Below are 17,393 nucleotides of genomic sequence, written 5' to 3'. Positions count from 1 at the left end.
GTAATGAAACACATTTATACATGCATGCTGCTGTCTCTTTTCTGTATCAGCAGTTTTTCACAAACAGGAAATATAAAGGGTATTATTACCGACGAGAACGGGGTTACGGTACCTGGGGCTACTGTTGCTTTACAAGGGCTTAACAAAGGAGCGGTATCCGATTTCGATGGGTCTTATACTATCGTCGATATAAAAGAGGGGGCTTACAAATTAATCGTAAGTTTTATTGGTTACTCCAATATCGAAAAAGAAGTTGCAGTTCGGGCTGGTCAAACCACGACTTTGAATTTTACAATGAATGGAAGTTCGACCGAATTAGACGAAGTATTAATTACGGGTTACGGTCTTGGAGGGCAAGCCAGAGCATTGAACACGCAAAAAAACAAACAGAATATTACCAACATTGTATCGACCGATCAAATAGGTAAATTTCCAGACGCTAACATTGGTGATGCGGTGAAACGGATTCCTGGAATTACCATGCAAGTAGATCAAGGGGAAGCTAGAAATATTATTATTCGCGGTTTGTCGCCTCAATTAAATTCGGTAACATTAAACGGAAGCCGTATCCCTTCAGCCGAGGGCGATAACCGTAACGTACAAATGGATTTAATTCCATCGGATATGATTCAAACCATTGAAGTTAATAAAGCGGTCACACCAGATATGGATGCCGATGCCCTTGGTGGTTCTGTAAATTTAATAACAAAAACATCACCACAAGGTTTCCGTTTATCCGCTACTGCTGGTTCTGGTATAAATTTTATTACCGATAAACGTATTTTAAACGGGTCGTTTTTGGTTGGAAACCGTTCTAAAAACGATAAATTCGGTTGGATGGTTTCTGCTTCCATAAACGATAACGACTTTGGAAGCGATAACGTTGAAGCTGAATGGGAAGATGAATTTGAGTATAATGCAAATAACGATGAAGATAATTTAGTGCCAATTGATGTCAATCCATATGCCAAAGTTTTCGAAATAAGAGAGTATTTAGTTCAGCGCGTTCGAAGAAGTTTTTCGGCTAATTTCGATTATAAATTAGACCAGAATAACAGTTTGTATTTTAAATCGATTTACAACTGGCGCGACGATCGTGAAAACCGCTTCCGCTTAGAGAATGAAATTTTAGACGGTGAAGATATTGAACCCGGAGATTTTTCGGTAGATGCAAACGGAAATTTAACAGGGTTTCCTGTTGAAGCAAAGCGCCAAACAAAAGGAGGTATCGACAGTAACCGTAATAAAAACAGACGTCTCGAAGATCAGCGTATGCAAAACTACAGCTTGGGTGGAGACCACCTACTTGGAAGCGTTAAGTTAGACTGGATGGCATCCTTCTCTAAAGCATCTGAAGAACGTTTAAATGAGCGTTATCTGGAGTACGAAAGCGCATATGGAATAAACTATAATAATAATTCCAAAAAGCCTTTATTTACACCTGTAAATGCATCAGAAGCCGATTTTAGCTTATTCGAATTAGATGAAATTTCAGAAGAAAATCAATATACCGAAGAGCAGGATGTTAACTTTTTCGTTAATGTAAAAGCGCCTTTAACCTTAGTAGAAAATCAAGAAGGGTTTTTGAAATTCGGATTTAAAAGTCGTTTGAAAAATAAAAACAGAGATAATGATTTTATGGAGTACAGCGATGAAACAGGTGCTTTAGAATTCTTAGGTGATGTTCCTACTAAAAATTATTCTGATAACGATTACCTTGCTGGAAGTCAGTATCAGGTTGGTACCTTCGCATCAGAAGAATATTTAGGAGGATTGGATTTATACAATACCAATCTATTTTCGGGCGAAGATCTTCCCGATGAGTATTTAACGGCCAATTTTGATGTTAATGAATATGTTTATGCCGGATACGCCATGTTGAATCAGCAGTTTTCAGATAAATTTTCGGTGTTGGCTGGTGTGCGCTTAGAGCATACAGTTATTAACAGTGAGGGTAATACGTTAGTTTTTAATGTCGATGGCGATTACGATGGAACTCAGATAGTTAAAGACAAGGCAAACTATACCAATATTTTACCAGGTTTGCACTTAAAATATAATGTGGCCGAAAATACTATTTTGCGTTTTGCTTGGACGAATACTTTGGCACGACCAAATTATGTCGATTTAGTGCCATATCAGGAGATTAATAATGAAGATGAAGAAATTTATTTTGGTAATTCCGATTTAAATCCAACCACCTCGATGAACTTCGATATAATGGCAGAACAGTATTTTAAATCTGTTGGATTGCTGTCGGGAGGAGTGTTCTATAAAGACATTCAAGATTTTATATATACAAATGTTTCAGAAGACAACAACGGTTACGAGATTTACAAACCTTTAAATGGAAATGGAGCTACCGTTTTTGGAGCCGAAGTTTCGTTACAACGTCGTTTAGATTTTTTACCTGGTTTTGCTAAAAACTTTAGTGTTTATCTAAACTACACGTATTTAACATCTAATACCGATGGTATTTATAATGAAGATGGTGACGAGCGTACCGATTTAGATTTGCCAAATACAGCACCTAATATGTTTAATGGTTCATTAGGATATGCAGATAAGCATTTTAGTGTACGTTTATCAGGAAATTTCTCCGATGCATATGTTGATGAAATTGGTGGTCGTCCTTTTGAAGACCGTTATTATGATAAGCAGTTTTTCTTAGACTTTAACGCTAATGTAGCATTATCAAAACAGTTGAGTTTGTATGTAAATGTAAACAACATTACCAACCAACCGTTACGTTATTATCAGGGGGTATCTTCCAGAACCATGCAGATGGAATATTACGAAAAGCGCTTGAATTTCGGGTTGAAATACGATTTGTTTAAAAAATAGATAGCAGAGAATTTAATGAAGAAATTAAAAGTAAATTTAATTTTTGGAACGACTGTTTTATTAATGGCCTGCATGGCTAAATTACCTGAAATAGTGGCAACAACGGTTACCGAAACCACACCCCATGATACCGACGACCCCGCTATCTGGGTTAATAAAACAAATCCAGAACAAAGTATTGTTTTTGGCACCGATAAAGATGAGGTTAATGGAGGCGTTTATGCGTTCAATCTTGACGGAAAAATAATTCCAAGTAAGAGTTTAACAGGCGTAAGTTATCCAAATAATGTCGATATTGAATATGGTTTTAAATTGAATGATTCAACAGAGACGGACATTATGGTGTTTTCTGAGCGGGAAAAACATCAAATACGTGTGTATTCTGTTCCAGATATGACACCTTTAGATCATGGCGGATTCAAAGTGTTTGAAGATGAAACTACAGTTGAAATGAAACGCCCTATGGGAGTTTCAATTTATAAAAACCCTGTAAACGGAAAAGTGTCTGTTTTTGTTAGTAGAAAAAAAGGACCGAAAGAAGGGTATTTATATCAATATGAATTAGTAGCCGATTCTTTAGGCGTTCATGCTAATTTACTCAGAAAAATGGGGCAGTTTAGCGGGCAAAAGGAAATTGAAGCTATTGCAGTTGATGATGCTTCTGGGTATGTGTATTATTCCGATGAAGGTGTTGGTATTAGAAAATATCATGCAAACCCAGCACGAGGAAATGATGAAGTGAGTCTTTTTGGAGGCGAACATTTTAAAGACGATATTGAAGGTATTGCCATTGCTAATTACGCTGATTATGGATTTTTGGTTGTATCTAATCAGCAGGCACACACCTTTAATATATTTGATTTAAAAACGAATGCCTTTATTAAGGAAATAAATTTAGGAACTAATGAGACCGATGGTTGTGATGTAACAACGACGGCATTAGGTAAAAAATTTCCAAATGGACTATTTGTTTCTATGTGTGATAATAAAACCTTTTTCTATCACGACTTAGACTTATTAAAACTTAAGGAATAAACATAGTTTTAAAGTGTTTTAAAAAGCCTTTCCGATTTCGGGAAGGTTTTTTTATTGACTTTAACAAAATAATTGATTAATTTAATACCAACTATCTAAACCATAAGACTATGCAACTTCCTTTTAGATCAGAAATTAGAAATTCACCAAGCCAGCAGACTATTAAAATTTACTTAGGTGATGAAACGTTAGATGCGCGAATAAAAATGCACCTGGAACGCTTCAAAGAAATAGAACTTGTAGAAATTCAGGATACTGTTGGGCAAAATAGGGCTAACGAAAACTTAACTGTTTTTTTAAAAGATGATGTAGATATCAACAAGATGAAATCTACCATAGACTCGAGCCTTTGGTGGTATTTTGAAGAAGATATGGTGGAGGAGTAACCTTTTCTAAACAATTATATTCAAATTAAAGTAGGTTTCGCAATAACGATTGCAGCGGCATGCTTTTTATGTCAGTTCGAGTGGTTTTTTGAGGAACGAAAAAGTTGCATAGCCAACATGTAAAAAGATATAGCGGAAAGCGTGATGATTTAGCAAATGCCCAAATAAAAAAATCCTAAGCCATGTAGCTCAGGATTTTTATAAGTTGATATTCTGAAATATGTTCAGTAATACTAATTTTAATATCTGTAGTGTTCTGGTTTGTATGGACCATTAACTGTTACGCCAATATATTTGGCTTGCTCGTCGCTAAGCTCGGTAAGCTCAACGCCAATTTTTGCCAAGTGTAATTTAGCAACCTTTTCATCTAAATGTTTAGGTAACATATAAACTTGGTTTTCGTAAGCTTCAGAATTGTTCCAAAGTTCGATTTGAGCTAAAGTCTGGTTTGTAAACGAGTTACTCATTACAAAACTAGGGTGACCTGTTGCGCATCCTAAGTTCACTAAACGACCTTCGGCTAAAACAATAACGTCGTTTCCATCGATTGTATATTTATCAACCTGAGGTTTAATTTCAACTTTAGTGTTTCCATAGTTTTGGTTTAACCAAGCCATTTGGATTTCGTTATCGAAATGCCCAATGTTACAAACAATGGTTTTGTCTTTCATGGCCTTGAAGTGCTCACCACGAACAATATCTTTGTTTCCTGTAGTTGTAATTACAATATCGGCATTACCAACAACGGTTTCTAATTTTTTAACTTCGTAGCCGTCCATCGCAGCTTGTAACGCACAAATAGGGTCTATTTCAGTTACCGTAACAATACTTCCGGCACCTTTAAACGACGCTGCTGTACCTTTACCAACATCGCCATAACCACAAACTACAACGCGTTTTCCGGCAAGCATCACATCGGTAGCACGACGAATGGCGTCTACAGCACTTTCTTTGCAGCCGTATTTGTTATCGAATTTCGATTTAGTCACAGAATCATTAACGTTAATAGCTGGCATTGGTAATGTTCCGTTTTGCACGCGCTCGTAAAGTCTGTGAACACCTGTAGTGGTTTCTTCAGATAAACCTTTAATTCCTGCAGCTAATTCTGGGTATTTATCCAAAACCATGTTAGTCAAATCACCACCATCGTCAAGAATCATGTTTAATGGTTTTCTATCTTCACCAAAGAAAAGTGTTTGCTCGATACACCAATCGAATTCTTCTTCATTCATGCCTTTCCAAGCGTAAACAGCAGTTCCGGCAGCAGCAATAGCTGCAGCAGCCTGATCTTGTGTTGAGAAAATGTTACAAGAACTCCAAGTTACCTCGGCACCTAAAGCTTGTAAGGTTTCAATTAACACTGCCGTTTGAATGGTCATGTGTAAACAACCAGCAATACGAGCGCCTTTTAAAGGTTGAGAGTCTTTATATTCTTCACGTAAAGACATTAATCCCGGCATTTCAGCTTCGGCTAATTCTATTTCTTTTCTACCCCAGTCTGCAAGCGACATGTCTTTAACTTTATTCGCTACGTAAGGAATTGTTTTTGTACTCATTATATCTTTATTTTGTTTTTACACTAAACATTCTTGCAGTTAAAGCGTAAATAGTTAAATTCGCTTGTCAAGAATGAAAATTTGCCTTAGGCGGTGCAAAGATAACTATAACTTTTAGAATATTAAATGCCTCTTTATAAAACCATTACTCCAAATTCACAAACTACTGTTAAAATCTGGAAAATAACAGAGTCGTTTGATGATTTAATGCATGGATTAGCCTTAAAACCAGAAAGTTTGAATCGGGTTTTAGGAATGAAAAGCGAAATGCATCAGCGTGGGTTTTTAAGTGTCCGTCATCTTTTAAAGGCTTTTGGGTATGAAGATTCTGATTTGTTTTATGATGATAACGGTAAGCCGCATTTAAAAGATGGAAAGCAAATTTCAATTACGCATTCGTTTCAATTTTCGGCAGTAATTATTAGCGAAGGTATCATTGGAATTGATATTGAAAAGCAGCGTGAAAAAATTACTGTAATAGCGCATAAGTTTATTGATTATGAAAATCAATACCTTGATAAAAATGCAGACGATTACATAAATAAACTCTCCATTATTTGGTGTGTAAAAGAATCACTTTATAAGCTTTTTGCTACCCCGGGCTTAAGTTTTAAGCAGCATTGCTTAGTTATCCCAGCTTCTGATAATGAGGAAGAAACTATAGCGTGGATTGATTACGAGGACAAAAAATACAGATATAATGTTCAGTTTTTAGAGTTTGAAGGTTTTACTTGTGCGTTTGCAATAGCTTAAATGAAAGGGGTTTATCAAGATATACAGGATGCAGCCTCTACAGGTAAACCATTGTTAGCCGTATTAATAGATCCCGATAAATTTCCGTTAGAAAACGTTTCAAATTTTATAAAGAAAGTAAACACATCAATAGCAACCCATATTTTTGTGGGCGGGAGCACTGTGGCTGATGAGGTTACCGAAATTTTAGTTGAAAACATAAAACGATATACAAGTTTACCTGTAGTTTTGTTTCCTGGCGATGTAACTCAAATTACAAATAGGGTAGATGCGCTGTTATTTTTAAGTTTAATTTCGGGTAGAAACCCGGAATATCTTATTGGTAAGCATATTAATTCTGTTTCAAAATTAAGAGGTTCAGGCTTAGAAATCATTCCAACAGGTTATCTTCTTATTGAAAACGGCAAAGAAACGGCTGTCCAACGCGTTACCAAAACCAAGCCTTTGCCTATAGGTAATATTCAAAACATAGTTGATACTGCCAAAGCAGGAGAACTACTGGGCATGAAATTAATCTACCTGGAAGCAGGAAGTGGAGCGATTCATCCTGTAACTTCAGAAATAATAAAGGCGGTTAAAACCGAATTAAGTGTTCCATTGATTGTCGGTGGTGGCATTAAGACCATACAACAACTGGAAACTGCATATTCGGCAGGAGCTGATATGGTGGTTATAGGTACAGCTTTCGAGCAAGACGAATCGTTTTTTAGTAAATTAAGCCAATAATTATTTTTTAGGTTGCTTAACAAGTTCAATATTTGGTGTTTCTGGTGTTTTCATACCATGCCCCAAATAAAATCCTGTGTGAGCAGGTTGATTGTAACCTACATTTTGCCAAGCAATACTAACACGGTAGAGGGGATCGTGCATTAAGGTAAAAATACGGTGGTCGGTAGGGTATGGCGTGGCAAAAATAACAAGCTCGGTATTGTCCTCATTATGCCAAATAATTTCTTCTCGCCAGTCGCCTAAAATATCGGCGATTAAACACGGATTTGATTTGGTCCAGTTGTTACTTCTTAATGCCATACCATCATAATCGTAGGCGCGAAGTAGCATGTCGGTAGATTTTATTTTATAATTCCATTTGGTAATTACAGTTTTATCAACAATTTCACGAAGTAAATCGCCATCCCACCAAGCAAACATATTCCAACTGGCACCACGCCGACCAGCCGTAGGGTAAACATTTGAAATAACTTCGCCTTTAACATTGTGAATTCCCGTTCCGTTAGATGCCCAACTTTCGGCGCCTAGAAAATTAGGGTCTATATCTGCGGTAACACCACGGCCAAAATCGCCTTTCCCTTTCACGCTCCAAATGACGTTTCCGTTTTTCGGGTCTCTAAAATCGATAGCTGGAATCTTTGTCCCATTCGCTTCTTCATGACACATAAAATATTCCAGTCCTTCTCGGGTAGGATCAAAGTCGCCTAAATGTGCCGCATCTCCATGACCAAATTCGGTAGAATACAAGCCTGTTCCATCGTGGTCTATTGCACAAGAACCAAACTGAATTTCATCGAAGCCATCGCCATCTAAATCCCCCACGGCTATGTTATGGTTGCCTTGTCCAAAATAGGCATCGTTGCCTTTGGTGTTCGTGTCGAAAACCCAACGTGTCTTTAATTTTTTGTTTTTAAAATCGAAGGCTGCTATAACGGTTCGGGTATAATAACCTCTGGTAAAAATCAAACTAGGGTGTTTCCCATCTAGGTAAGCCACACAAGCTAAAAAGCGGTCGACACGGTTACCATAGTTGTCGCCCCAATCGGAAACATTTCCTCGTGCAGGAATATAGGATTCGGTAGTGATACATGCACCCGTTTTTCCAGAAAACACGCTTAAATACTCTGGGCCTTCTAAAATATAACCTCTGTTGTTTCGGTAATCTGCTTCAGCATCTCCAATAACTTTTCCTTTTCCATCGGTTGTACCATCGGCTGTTTTACAGGCAATTTCTGCAATCCCATCACTATTAAAGTCATAGACTAAAAATTGTGTGTAATGCGCCCCCGACCGGATATTTTTTCCTAAATCGATAGTCCATAAGATGGTACCATCTAGTTCTAAACCTTGAAGAAAAGTAGTTCCTGTATAGCCGCGATGCGAATTATCATGCGAATTTGTAGGTTCCCATTTTAAAACCAATTCGTATTGTCCGTCTCCATCCAAGTCCCCAACAGAAGCATCATTAGCGGTATATTTATATTCACGACCATCTGGCGAAATGCCGCCCTTCGGGGCAGTAATTGGAATCGTTTTATAAATGTTTTTCCAAACGGATACTGGTTTTGAAGGTTTTTGTTCCGTTCCATTAATAATTACAGAAACACTATAATTATTATCATTCTCCGTTTTATCGATAAAATTACTCGCCCCAGTAATTGGGGTTTTATTTAATTTTTTATTACCGCTGTAAATATTGTAGGATGCGTTATCAAATTCAGAAGCAAAGATGCGCCAACTAATTAGAACTTCTTTTTTATCGGTTCTCACAGCTACAACACCACGATCTAAAGTTTCCATGTGGTTTTGTGGGAAAATAAAACAGCTAGAGAAAATAATAAAACCATAGATGAAATTTAGAGTAAAAGTTTTAATCGTGACCATTTATTTCGTTGGATTACAATTTAGAATAGGATTGAAAAAAATGTTGAAAGTTAAATTATAAGTGGTGATAATAAGTGTGTATAGAATGTTATCATTCAAATGTAAAATTTGAAACGGAATATTCCATCCTGTACCATCCTGACTAATTAATTTTGCTCTTGAATTAAAAGAAGTATCTTTATTCCTTTAATAAAAAAAATATGAAAATTTCAGTAGAATTAACACTTACGCCACTTCAAAACGACTTTGAACCTAGTATTATAGAATTTATAAAAAAGTTAAGAGCTTCAGGTTTAAAGGTTTTAGAAAATCCTTTAAGTACTCAGGTTTATGGAGAATACGACACAGTGATGAAGGTGTTAACTTCAGAAATAAAAGAGGCATTTGAGTTAATAGAACGCGGATTATTATATATGAAAATTGTAAAATCCGATAGACACGATTATGAGCCACATTTTTAATTGGATATTTTCGCAATATCAGGGTGTAGATATGCATCTTGTTATTTTAGAAATAATAGGAGTTTTATTTGGGTTTTTAAGTGTCTGGTATTCTAAACAGGAAAATATTCTTGTTTATCCTACCGGTATTATAAGTACAGCAATTTTTGTTTATATTTTGTGGTTTTATGGTTTATTGGGCGATATGCTAATTAATGCTTATTATTTTATTATGAGCATTTTTGGATGGTATTATTGGACAAGAAAAGATGAAAACGACCATGTAGTACCTGTAACGAAAACCACTAAAAAGGAACATATATGGAGTGCGGTTATTTTTTTACTAACTGTGCTATTCGTTATATTAGTTTATATAATAAATGGCAAGTTTAATAACTGGACCGCATATATAGATACATTTACAACCGCTATATTTTTTGTTGGGATGTGGTTAATGGCCAAAAAGAAATTAGAAAACTGGACGTATTGGATAATTGGAGATATAATTTCAGTTCCTCTTTATTTTTATAAAGGATTGATTTTTACCTCATTTCAATACTTATTGTTTACTGTAATTGCCATTTATGGATATAAAGCATGGAAGAAGACTTTAAACAAGAACCGAGTAACTGCATAAAGGTGGTGCTTTTTGGACCTGAATCTACAGGAAAAACAACCTTGTCAAGGCAATTGGCAAGGTATTATAATTCGGTGTGGGTGCCAGAGTATGCAAGGGAGTATTTGCAAAATAAATGGAATATTGAGCGAAAAACATGCGAACCTCATGATTTAATTCCAATTGCTAAAGGACAAATAAAATTAGAAAACGAATTGGCAAAAAAAGCTGAAGATGTATTAATTTGTGATACTGATTTGCTGGAAACAAAAGTGTATTCAGAAGCTTATTATTTGGGCTATTGTGATCCAATTCTAGAAAAATATGCGCTAGAAAATACTTACAATTTGTATTTTTTAACTAATATTGACATTCCGTGGGAGGCCGACGACTTAAGGGATAAACCTAATAATCGGGAAGAGATGTTCGACGCCTTTCGCAATGCTTTAATCGTAAATAAACGGCCATTTGTTTTACTAGAAGGAAGTAAAAAGGAGCGTTTGGATACAGCCGTTAAGCATATTGATAAATTATTGAAGAGTATTTAAATGATTGCAGAGAAAGAACTTATGTTTACCGATAAAGACGTTAAACAAATTGAAAATTTAGGGTTAACCACAGAAGCGGTTAAGGCGCAAGTAGAACGCATAAAATCAGGTATGGATTATGCTAAATTGGAGGAAGCAGCAACAGTAGGTAATGGGATATTAAGATTTAATAAGGTCGAAATTGAAAAATACGTTAAGTTGTATGAGAAAGCTTGTAATCAATTAAATATTGTCAAGTTTGTACCTGCATCGGGGGCCGCAACTCGTATGTTTAAGTTTGTTTATCAGTTTTTAAAGGAATATCATGACGATGAAGAGCGTTTGGGGCATTATTTAAAAACTCATAAAAATTTCTGGGTGTTTGTTAATGGTTTAGAAAAATTACCATTTTTTGAATTGGTTAAAAATGAAATACCAAATTTTCAGAATTTACCAATTGAAGAACGGTACACGGCATTTGTGAAAACTATGCTTAATAAAAGCGGATTGAATTTTGGGCAATATCCTAAAGGGCTACTACCTTTTCATAATTACAAATTGGAAGTTTTAACTGCGTTTCATGAACATTTGCTTGAGGCTACGTTTTACGCGTCAACTAATAATACTGCTAAATTACATTTTACCATTTCAGAGGAACATACCGAGCACTTTAAAAGTGAATTAGAAAAAATAAAACCAACATTAGAAACACAAACAAATACTGAATTTGAAGTTACTTTTTCATACCAAAATAAGTCTACAAATACTATAGCTTTGAAAACTAATAATGAACCTTACAGGACTCCCAATGGGAATTTGGTTTTCAGACCTGCTGGTCACGGAGCTTTGCTTGATAATTTAAATAATGTTAAATCAGATATTATATTCATTAAAAATGTTGATAATATTGTTGTTCAGGAGCAAAACAAGTTACAATCCGATTATAAAAAATTATTAGCAGGTATACTGTTGGATGCTCAGGGAAAGACTTTTAATTATTTAAAAGTACTTGAAAACGAGCAGTTGTCTGAGCAGAAACTTTTGGAAATTGCTATGTTTTTAACACACAGAATGAATGTGAAATTACATGCAGATTTTGATGATTTCGATTTGAATAGAAAGGCCTCGTATTTGTTCAACAAATTAAACAGGCCTATTCGTGTGTGTGGAATGGTTAAAAACGAAGGAGAACCGGGAGGCGGACCGTTTTGGGTTAAGCATAAAGATGGGGAGACCTCGCTTCAAATTATTGAGTTTGCTCAAATAAATGTGGAAGACAAATCTCAAAAAGCGATTGTAAAACATGCTACACATTTTAATCCTACCGATTTAGTTTGTGGAACAAAGGATTTTAAAGGCAATCCATTCAATCTTCATAATTATGTGGATCATAATGCCACATTTATAACGATTAAATCTCAAGATGGCACCGAAATTAAAGCGTTAGAATTACCTGGCTTATGGAATGGAAGTATGGCCGATTGGAATACTATTTTTGTTGAAGTTCCTGTTTCGACTTTTAACCCCGTAAAAACGGTAATCGATTTATTAAAACCAGCACATCAGGTTTCTTAATGTTTGACAAAGAGCGGTTAATTAATGAATTAAATTTTAAAGCCGTAAGAAGTTCGGGTTCTGGAGGTCAACACGTTAATAAGGTAGCATCGAAAGTTGAGTTGTATTTCGATTTGAAGAATTCGGAAGTTTTTAACGACCATTTAAAGTAAACTCTTTTAAACCGCCTTAAAAATAGACTAACAATAGAAGGTGTTCTCATATTGCAATGTAGTGATAGCCGCAGTCAGCATAAAAATAAAACGTTGGTTATAAATCGGTTATTTGAACTTTTAGATCAAGCTTTAGCTCCCAGAAAAAAGCGCATATCTACAAAAATTCCAAAATCAGTTATAAAAAAGCGATTGAAAAGCAAGAAAAACCAATCTGTAAAAAAGAAAAATAGAAAAAAGCCCGATTTAGATTAAAAAAATGCTTCAGTGTTAAAATTGGTTCTTAACTTTGCGGCGTTCTCATAAAGGGGTGCTTTTTCATATATTAGATGATTTTTAATAATTTATCTTTTAGCGCGTAAAAGGCTGAGATCATACCCATCGAACCTAGAACAGGTAATGCTGTTTAGGGAGGCAAACAAATTGCCGTTTGGATAAATGTATTTATCAATTTATTTAATCAGATTTTTTTAAGAATAATTACCTCTTTTTATTCGATTTAAATATTATTTAATTCGAAATGAAAAACCGTATTCTTTTATTAACATTATTTGTGTTATCTGTGTTTGTACAGGCTCAGCAAAAACAAGTTCAACAAGATTCTACCGAGGTAGAACGTTTAGATGAAGTTTTATTATCGGCTACAAGAGCAAAAGATAAAACACCTGTTGCTTTTTCAAATATTTCAAAAGAAGAATTAGAGTCTACTAATTTAGGGCAGGATTTACCAATATTATTAGATCAAATGCCTTCAGTAGTAACAACTTCTGATGCAGGAGCAGGGGTGGGCTATACAGGAATAAGAGTTCGTGGAACCGATGCGACTCGCGTTAATGTAACCATAAATGGAATCCCGTATAATGATGCCGAAAGTCAAGGGACATTTTGGGTTAATATGCCTGATTTTGTGAGTTCGGTTGAAGATATTCAGTTGCAGCGTGGTGTAGGTACCAGTACCAATGGGTCTGGGGCTTTTGGAGCAAGTTTAAATATTAAAACCTTACAACCTTCAAGTTCCGGATACGCAACAACCACCAATGTTATTGGTTCTTACGGCACGAGAAAACACAACTTAAGTTTGGGGTCTGGTTTAAAGAATAATTTTTATGCCGAAGCGAGATTGTCTAAAATAATGAGTGATGGCTATATCGATAGAGCATCGTCTGATTTATCTTCATATTATGTTGAAGGAGGTTACCTGGATGATAATACGTCTTTGAAAGCCATGGTTTTTGGAGGTAAAGAAAAAACCTATCAATCGTGGTATGGAACTCCAGAAGCTGTAGTAAAAGGAGATCTGCAAGGTATTCAGGATTTTATAGATAGAAATTATTTGTCCCAGAGCGAGGCAGATAATCTTTTGAATTCTGGTCGTACATATAACTATTATACCTATGATAATGAGGTTGATAATTATGAGCAAACACATTATCAATTACATTTTTCACATCAATTTAATAAGCAATTTTCAGCTAACCTTTCGGGAAATTACACAAGAGGTAAAGGCTATTTTGAACAGTATAAAAATGATGAAACCGTAGGCGATTATTTTCCGAATGATCTGGATGCTGATGCTACAGGTGATGCCATAAGAAGACGTTGGTTGGACAATGACTTTTATGCAATTGTTTCTTCTTTTAATTATAAAAAAGAACATTTAAATCTATATGTAGGAGGGGGTTATAATAAATATGATGGTGATCATTTTGGTGAACTAATTTGGGATTCATACCCGGTTACTGTACCTATTAGAACTAATTATTATTTTAGTGTAGGCGAAAAGAGCGATTATAATGCCTATGTAAAGGCAGAGTATACTTTAAATTATTCATGGTTTTTGTTTGCCGATGTACAGTATAGACATGTGGATTATAAATCGGATGGTTTAAGTTCAGATTTACTACCAATTAATGTATCTGAAAAATATAATTTTTTTAATCCAAAGGCTGGTTTAACTTATACAATAGATAATTATAATTCGGTTTATGGTTCGTTGGCGGTAGCGAATCGAGAGCCAAACCGTGATGATTTAACTAAAAATCCTGTGCTTCCAAACCCGGAGCGCCTTGTAGATTATGAGTTAGGCTATAAATTAAAGACCCTAAAATATTATGCGACTGCGAATTTGTACTATATGGATTATAAAGATCAGTTAGTACTAACAGGTGATTTAGATAATGTTGGTGGGCCAATTCGTGAAAATGTTAAAGACAGTTACCGCGCAGGGGTAGAATTGCAGGCTGGATACAAGTTTTCAGATAAATTACGATTAGATGCTAATGCAACTTTCAGTAAAAATAAAATCAAAGCTTTTGATTATGTAGTTTACGATACGCAATACGACCCAAATACTTGGGAAACGGTTGCTTATGAGCCAGTAGTAACATCCTATGAAAATACCGATATTTCATTTTCGCCAAATATTATTGCTGGCGGAACTTTACGATTCACACCTTTAGAAAGTTTAAATCTGGCTTTTATTTCTAAATATGTGGGCAAGCAATATTTAGATAATACGTCGAGTGCGAGTAAAAGTATGGATGCCTATTTTGTGAATAATTTTAATGCGTCGTATAAAATTCAACCAAAGTGGATTAAAGAAATTGCTTTTAATTTATTAGTGAACAATATTTTCGATAACGAATACGTGTCAAATGGATATACTTACAGCTATTATTACAGGCCACAAGGCTCAAATGATGATGCTATAACTGAAAATTTTTATTATCCACAAGCTAAAATTAATTTCTTGCTGGGTATGACATTAAAGTTTTAAGCGGGAAGAAATTGTTATGAAAAGGAAGCGGTTGCTTGTAAACTTGTTAAAAATTTTAAGTTTGAAAATCGCTTAAAGTTTCAGCTTGTATTGAATATTACAAGTTAAAGAAGTCAATTCAATTTGGCTAAAAATATAGTTTGTCAGGCAGTCGCTTTTAATTATTGAACACCCGAATAATAGAGCCAGTAACCTCCACGTTATATCTTAGCAACGGATATTGTCCTGAAGTACCTTCTTGCATATTTCCGGTAAGGATTTCGTAACTATTATTGTCGTTACAACTACACGAGGCAATAACACCATCAACTGTTAATTTTGAACAACTGGTAACTTCGTGATTCGGATCCGATAATTCAAAAGCATTATAATTGTCTCCTCCTGCATAAAATATAACAATGCCATTAATACCATAATCCGTTAATATTACCGAATTACCGGGTAATTGAAGTTTGTTATATTGCGGCAGTCTCGTATCAATGAAATTATTTGTGTTGAATTTATAGTTAGGTAAGTAAGGATTTTTAATCACGTCGTCACTACTACATGAGAAAATAAAAAGTAGGATTATAGTTTGCAAAATTAGCTTCATGGCAATGTTGAAATACTCTTTTGCAATTTACAACAAAAACGAAATTGAGTTAAATATTTTGTATATTTGTTACTCAATCTCGTGTAAACGGGATTTTTTTATGCTGGAAACCGATATAAATAGTTTCAGTATTTATTAATTTAAAAATGATGAAGTTATGAGTAAAGTTTCGTACTATACACCAGAAGGATTAAAAAAACTAAGAGACGAGTTAAGACAACTAAAAGATATAGAACGCCCAAAGGCTTCACAGGCTATTGCTGAGGCAAGAGATAAAGGAGATTTAAGTGAGAATGCCGAGTATGATGCTGCTAAAGAAGCACAGGGACTTTTAGAAATGAAGATTTCTAAATTAGAAGAGGTGTTATCGAATGCACGTATTATAGACGAGTCTCAATTAGATACTTCAAAGGTTTTGGTATTATCCAAAGTTAAAATTAAAAACCAGACTAATGGTATGGAAGTGGTTTATACCTTGGTTGCAGAAAGCGAAGCAAATTTAGCAGCAGGAAAAATTTCTGTAAACTCACCTATAGGAAAAGGATTGTTAGGAAAATCGGTTGGTGATGTTGCAGAAATACAGGTGCCTAATGGCGTTATGAAATTTGATATTATAGAAATTTCAAGATAAGAAACTTATTATCATTGTTATAAAAAAGATTCCTTGCTTTTATTAGTTAGGAATCTTTTAAATTTAAAAGATAAACGTTATTTTTCAAAAGGATTTATTGAGCATATATATTTCCGAAGTAATATAAATCCACAACATATTTTCCTTAAACTTTTAATTATGGCTTCTATATTCACAAAAATTGTAAACGGAGAGATTCCTTGCTATAAAATAGCTGAAACCGATGAGTTTTTAGCTTTTTTAGATGTAAACCCTAACAGTTCGGGGCATACCCTTTGTATTCCTAAAAAAGAGGTTGATAAGATTTTTGATTTGGATGAAGCGACTTACACTGGGTTAATGCAGTTTTCCAGGAAAGTAGCTATCGCCATTGAAAAGGCTATACCATGTAAGCGCGTAGGTATTTCTGTAATCGGATTAGAAGTACCTCATGTGCATGTTCATTTAATTCCACTTTCGACTATGGAGGATGCGAGATTTATTAAGAAAACACCACACGCAAAAGAAGATTTTGAAGCTGTAGCCGAAAAGATTAAAGCGCAGTTGTAATTATGCAATATATAACACGGTTGCAAACCCCACTAAAACTAAAATAATGCCTAATGAAATGGCTAGCCACGACGACTTTTTTAAATGTCGGGAGGCTTGTTTTGGGGTAAATGCCCGTTTATGATATTCAAAAACGCGCTCAATATCATCGGTCCATTTTACAGGGTAAATATGAGAATTGCACGTGCTACAGTCCATTTCATATTTAATTTCGGGGGTAATCGATTTATAAAAACTGGTTTCAACAAAACGCTGTTTAAAAGTTAGTTTTAAGCCTTTGTTACTGTAACATTCCGGGCAGTTATTGTTTAGTCCAACTGATTTAATTGTAATATATTGCTCCGCCAT

General features: G+C 35.0%; 17 protein-coding genes. 13 read left to right on the top strand and 4 right to left on the bottom strand.

Annotation, left to right across the window (positions count from 1 at the left end; translation table 11 throughout):
* Window positions 1-3: 3 nt before the first annotated feature.
* The 3 genes from ICJ83_RS02470 (at window position 4) to ICJ83_RS02460 (ending at window position 4,265) form a co-directional block, all read left to right on the top strand.
* On the top strand, window positions 4-2,844 hold the full coding sequence (locus tag ICJ83_RS02470; protein WP_188228766.1) for a TonB-dependent receptor: 2,841 nt from the start codon (window positions 4-6) through the stop codon (window positions 2,842-2,844).
* 15 nt (window positions 2,845-2,859) lie between these two features.
* Window positions 2,860-3,879, top strand: a complete 1,020-nt coding sequence (locus ICJ83_RS02465; protein WP_188228765.1) for a phytase — start codon at window positions 2,860-2,862, stop codon at window positions 3,877-3,879.
* Between the two features lie 110 nt (window positions 3,880-3,989).
* Window positions 3,990-4,265 carry a hypothetical protein gene (locus tag ICJ83_RS02460; RefSeq protein WP_188228764.1) on the top strand — a complete coding sequence of 92 codons (276 nt, stop codon included), beginning with the start codon at window positions 3,990-3,992 and terminating at the stop codon, window positions 4,263-4,265.
* Between the two features lie 239 nt (window positions 4,266-4,504).
* Here ICJ83_RS02460 and ahcY read toward each other — a convergent pair whose 3' ends face one another.
* The gene (gene ahcY / locus ICJ83_RS02455) at window positions 4,505-5,821 is read right to left on the bottom strand and encodes an adenosylhomocysteinase (RefSeq protein ID WP_188228763.1); all 1,317 of its coding nucleotides are present in this window, start codon (window positions 5,819-5,821) and stop codon (window positions 4,505-4,507) included.
* A gap of 126 nt (window positions 5,822-5,947) precedes the next feature.
* Here ahcY and ICJ83_RS02450 point away from each other — a divergent pair, with 126 nt between their 5' ends.
* Together ICJ83_RS02450 and ICJ83_RS02445 are read left to right on the top strand one after the other, a co-directional pair.
* Complete coding sequence (locus tag ICJ83_RS02450) at window positions 5,948-6,574, top strand: 4'-phosphopantetheinyl transferase family protein (protein ID WP_188228762.1); 627 nt, start codon at window positions 5,948-5,950, stop codon at window positions 6,572-6,574.
* Complete coding sequence (locus ICJ83_RS02445; protein ID WP_188228761.1) at window positions 6,575-7,300, top strand: geranylgeranylglyceryl/heptaprenylglyceryl phosphate synthase; 726 nt, start codon at window positions 6,575-6,577, stop codon at window positions 7,298-7,300.
* Here the strand turns inward: ICJ83_RS02445 and ICJ83_RS02440 are convergent, their stop codons facing one another.
* Window positions 7,301-9,103, bottom strand: coding sequence for a rhamnogalacturonan lyase (locus ICJ83_RS02440; protein ID WP_188228760.1), 1,803 nt, complete (start codon window positions 9,101-9,103; stop codon window positions 7,301-7,303). It abuts the gene before it with no gap.
* Window positions 9,104-9,387: 284 nt separating this feature from the next.
* On the opposite strand from ICJ83_RS02440, the gene ICJ83_RS02435 reads away from it, so the two are divergent.
* From ICJ83_RS02435 to ICJ83_RS02410, 6 genes are all read left to right on the top strand, one after another.
* Window positions 9,388-9,648, top strand: coding sequence for a thiamine-binding protein (locus ICJ83_RS02435; protein WP_188228759.1), 261 nt, complete (start codon window positions 9,388-9,390; stop codon window positions 9,646-9,648).
* Entirely contained in the window at window positions 9,632-10,264 is a 633-nt protein-coding gene (pnuC, locus tag ICJ83_RS02430; protein WP_188228758.1) for a nicotinamide riboside transporter PnuC, read from the top strand. Before ICJ83_RS02435 ends, pnuC begins: the two co-directional genes overlap by 17 nt.
* Window positions 10,225-10,791, top strand: a complete 567-nt coding sequence (locus tag ICJ83_RS02425; protein ID WP_188228757.1) for an AAA family ATPase — start codon at window positions 10,225-10,227, stop codon at window positions 10,789-10,791. The genes pnuC and ICJ83_RS02425 overlap by 40 nt, the downstream gene beginning before the upstream one ends.
* Window positions 10,792-12,345: a DUF4301 family protein gene (locus ICJ83_RS02420; RefSeq protein ID WP_223154570.1), complete on the top strand. Its 1,554-nt coding sequence runs from the start codon at window positions 10,792-10,794 to the stop codon at window positions 12,343-12,345.
* Entirely contained in the window at window positions 12,345-12,497 is a 153-nt protein-coding gene (locus tag ICJ83_RS17080) for a peptide chain release factor-like protein (protein ID WP_317173248.1), read from the top strand. The genes ICJ83_RS02420 and ICJ83_RS17080 overlap by 1 nt, the downstream gene beginning before the upstream one ends.
* A 520-nt stretch (window positions 12,498-13,017) precedes the next feature.
* Entirely contained in the window at window positions 13,018-15,273 is a 2,256-nt protein-coding gene (locus ICJ83_RS02410; RefSeq protein ID WP_188228756.1) for a TonB-dependent receptor, read from the top strand.
* Between the two features lie 157 nt (window positions 15,274-15,430).
* Here ICJ83_RS02410 and ICJ83_RS02405 read toward each other — a convergent pair whose 3' ends face one another.
* Complete coding sequence (locus ICJ83_RS02405) at window positions 15,431-15,865, bottom strand: hypothetical protein (protein ID WP_188228755.1); 435 nt, start codon at window positions 15,863-15,865, stop codon at window positions 15,431-15,433.
* 157 nt (window positions 15,866-16,022) lie between these two features.
* On the opposite strand from ICJ83_RS02405, the gene greA reads away from it, so the two are divergent.
* Window positions 16,023-16,496 (top strand): transcription elongation factor GreA, encoded by a 474-nt coding sequence (gene greA / locus ICJ83_RS02400; RefSeq protein WP_188228754.1) that lies wholly within the window; start codon window positions 16,023-16,025, stop codon window positions 16,494-16,496.
* A gap of 159 nt (window positions 16,497-16,655) precedes the next feature.
* On the top strand, window positions 16,656-17,045 hold the full coding sequence (locus ICJ83_RS02395) for an HIT family protein (protein WP_188228753.1): 390 nt from the start codon (window positions 16,656-16,658) through the stop codon (window positions 17,043-17,045).
* On the opposite strand, the gene ICJ83_RS02390 is transcribed toward ICJ83_RS02395, so the two are convergent.
* A complete protein-coding gene (locus ICJ83_RS02390; protein ID WP_188228752.1) occupies window positions 17,046-17,393 on the bottom strand; it encodes a hypothetical protein in 348 nt (115 codons plus the stop codon).

Origin of the sequence: Aestuariibaculum sediminum (assembly GCF_014596945.1) — a bacterium.
Taxonomy (GTDB): Bacteria; Bacteroidota; Bacteroidia; order Flavobacteriales; family Flavobacteriaceae; genus Aestuariibaculum; species Aestuariibaculum sediminum.
Note: the sequence above shows the minus strand (reverse complement) of the source record. Positions and strands in the feature narration are given on the sequence as shown.

Coding starts and splice junctions, on each gene's coding strand:
- ICJ83_RS02465 (WP_188228765.1), top strand. CDS start 2,860: ATGAAGAAATTAAAAGTAAATTTAATTTTTGGAACGACTGTTTTATTA.
- ICJ83_RS02410 (WP_188228756.1), top strand. CDS start 13,018: ATGAAAAACCGTATTCTTTTATTAACATTATTTGTGTTATCTGTGTTT.
- ICJ83_RS17080 (WP_317173248.1), top strand. CDS start 12,345: ATGTTTGACAAAGAGCGGTTAATTAATGAATTAAATTTTAAAGCCGTA.
- ICJ83_RS02420 (WP_223154570.1), top strand. CDS start 10,792: ATGATTGCAGAGAAAGAACTTATGTTTACCGATAAAGACGTTAAACAA.
- ICJ83_RS02435 (WP_188228759.1), top strand. CDS start 9,388: ATGAAAATTTCAGTAGAATTAACACTTACGCCACTTCAAAACGACTTT.
- ICJ83_RS02445 (WP_188228761.1), top strand. CDS start 6,575: ATGAAAGGGGTTTATCAAGATATACAGGATGCAGCCTCTACAGGTAAA.
- ICJ83_RS02390 (WP_188228752.1), bottom strand. CDS start 17,393: ATGGCGGAGCAATATATTACAATTAAATCAGTTGGACTAAACAATAAC.
- ICJ83_RS02405 (WP_188228755.1), bottom strand. CDS start 15,865: ATGAAGCTAATTTTGCAAACTATAATCCTACTTTTTATTTTCTCATGT.
- pnuC (WP_188228758.1), top strand. CDS start 9,632: ATGAGCCACATTTTTAATTGGATATTTTCGCAATATCAGGGTGTAGAT.
- greA (WP_188228754.1), top strand. CDS start 16,023: ATGAGTAAAGTTTCGTACTATACACCAGAAGGATTAAAAAAACTAAGA.
- ICJ83_RS02395 (WP_188228753.1), top strand. CDS start 16,656: ATGGCTTCTATATTCACAAAAATTGTAAACGGAGAGATTCCTTGCTAT.
- ICJ83_RS02440 (WP_188228760.1), bottom strand. CDS start 9,103: ATGGAAACTTTAGATCGTGGTGTTGTAGCTGTGAGAACCGATAAAAAA.
- ICJ83_RS02425 (WP_188228757.1), top strand. CDS start 10,225: ATGGAAGAAGACTTTAAACAAGAACCGAGTAACTGCATAAAGGTGGTG.
- ICJ83_RS02460 (WP_188228764.1), top strand. CDS start 3,990: ATGCAACTTCCTTTTAGATCAGAAATTAGAAATTCACCAAGCCAGCAG.
- ICJ83_RS02450 (WP_188228762.1), top strand. CDS start 5,948: ATGCCTCTTTATAAAACCATTACTCCAAATTCACAAACTACTGTTAAA.
- ahcY (WP_188228763.1), bottom strand. CDS start 5,821: ATGAGTACAAAAACAATTCCTTACGTAGCGAATAAAGTTAAAGACATG.
- ICJ83_RS02470 (WP_188228766.1), top strand. CDS start 4: ATGAAACACATTTATACATGCATGCTGCTGTCTCTTTTCTGTATCAGC.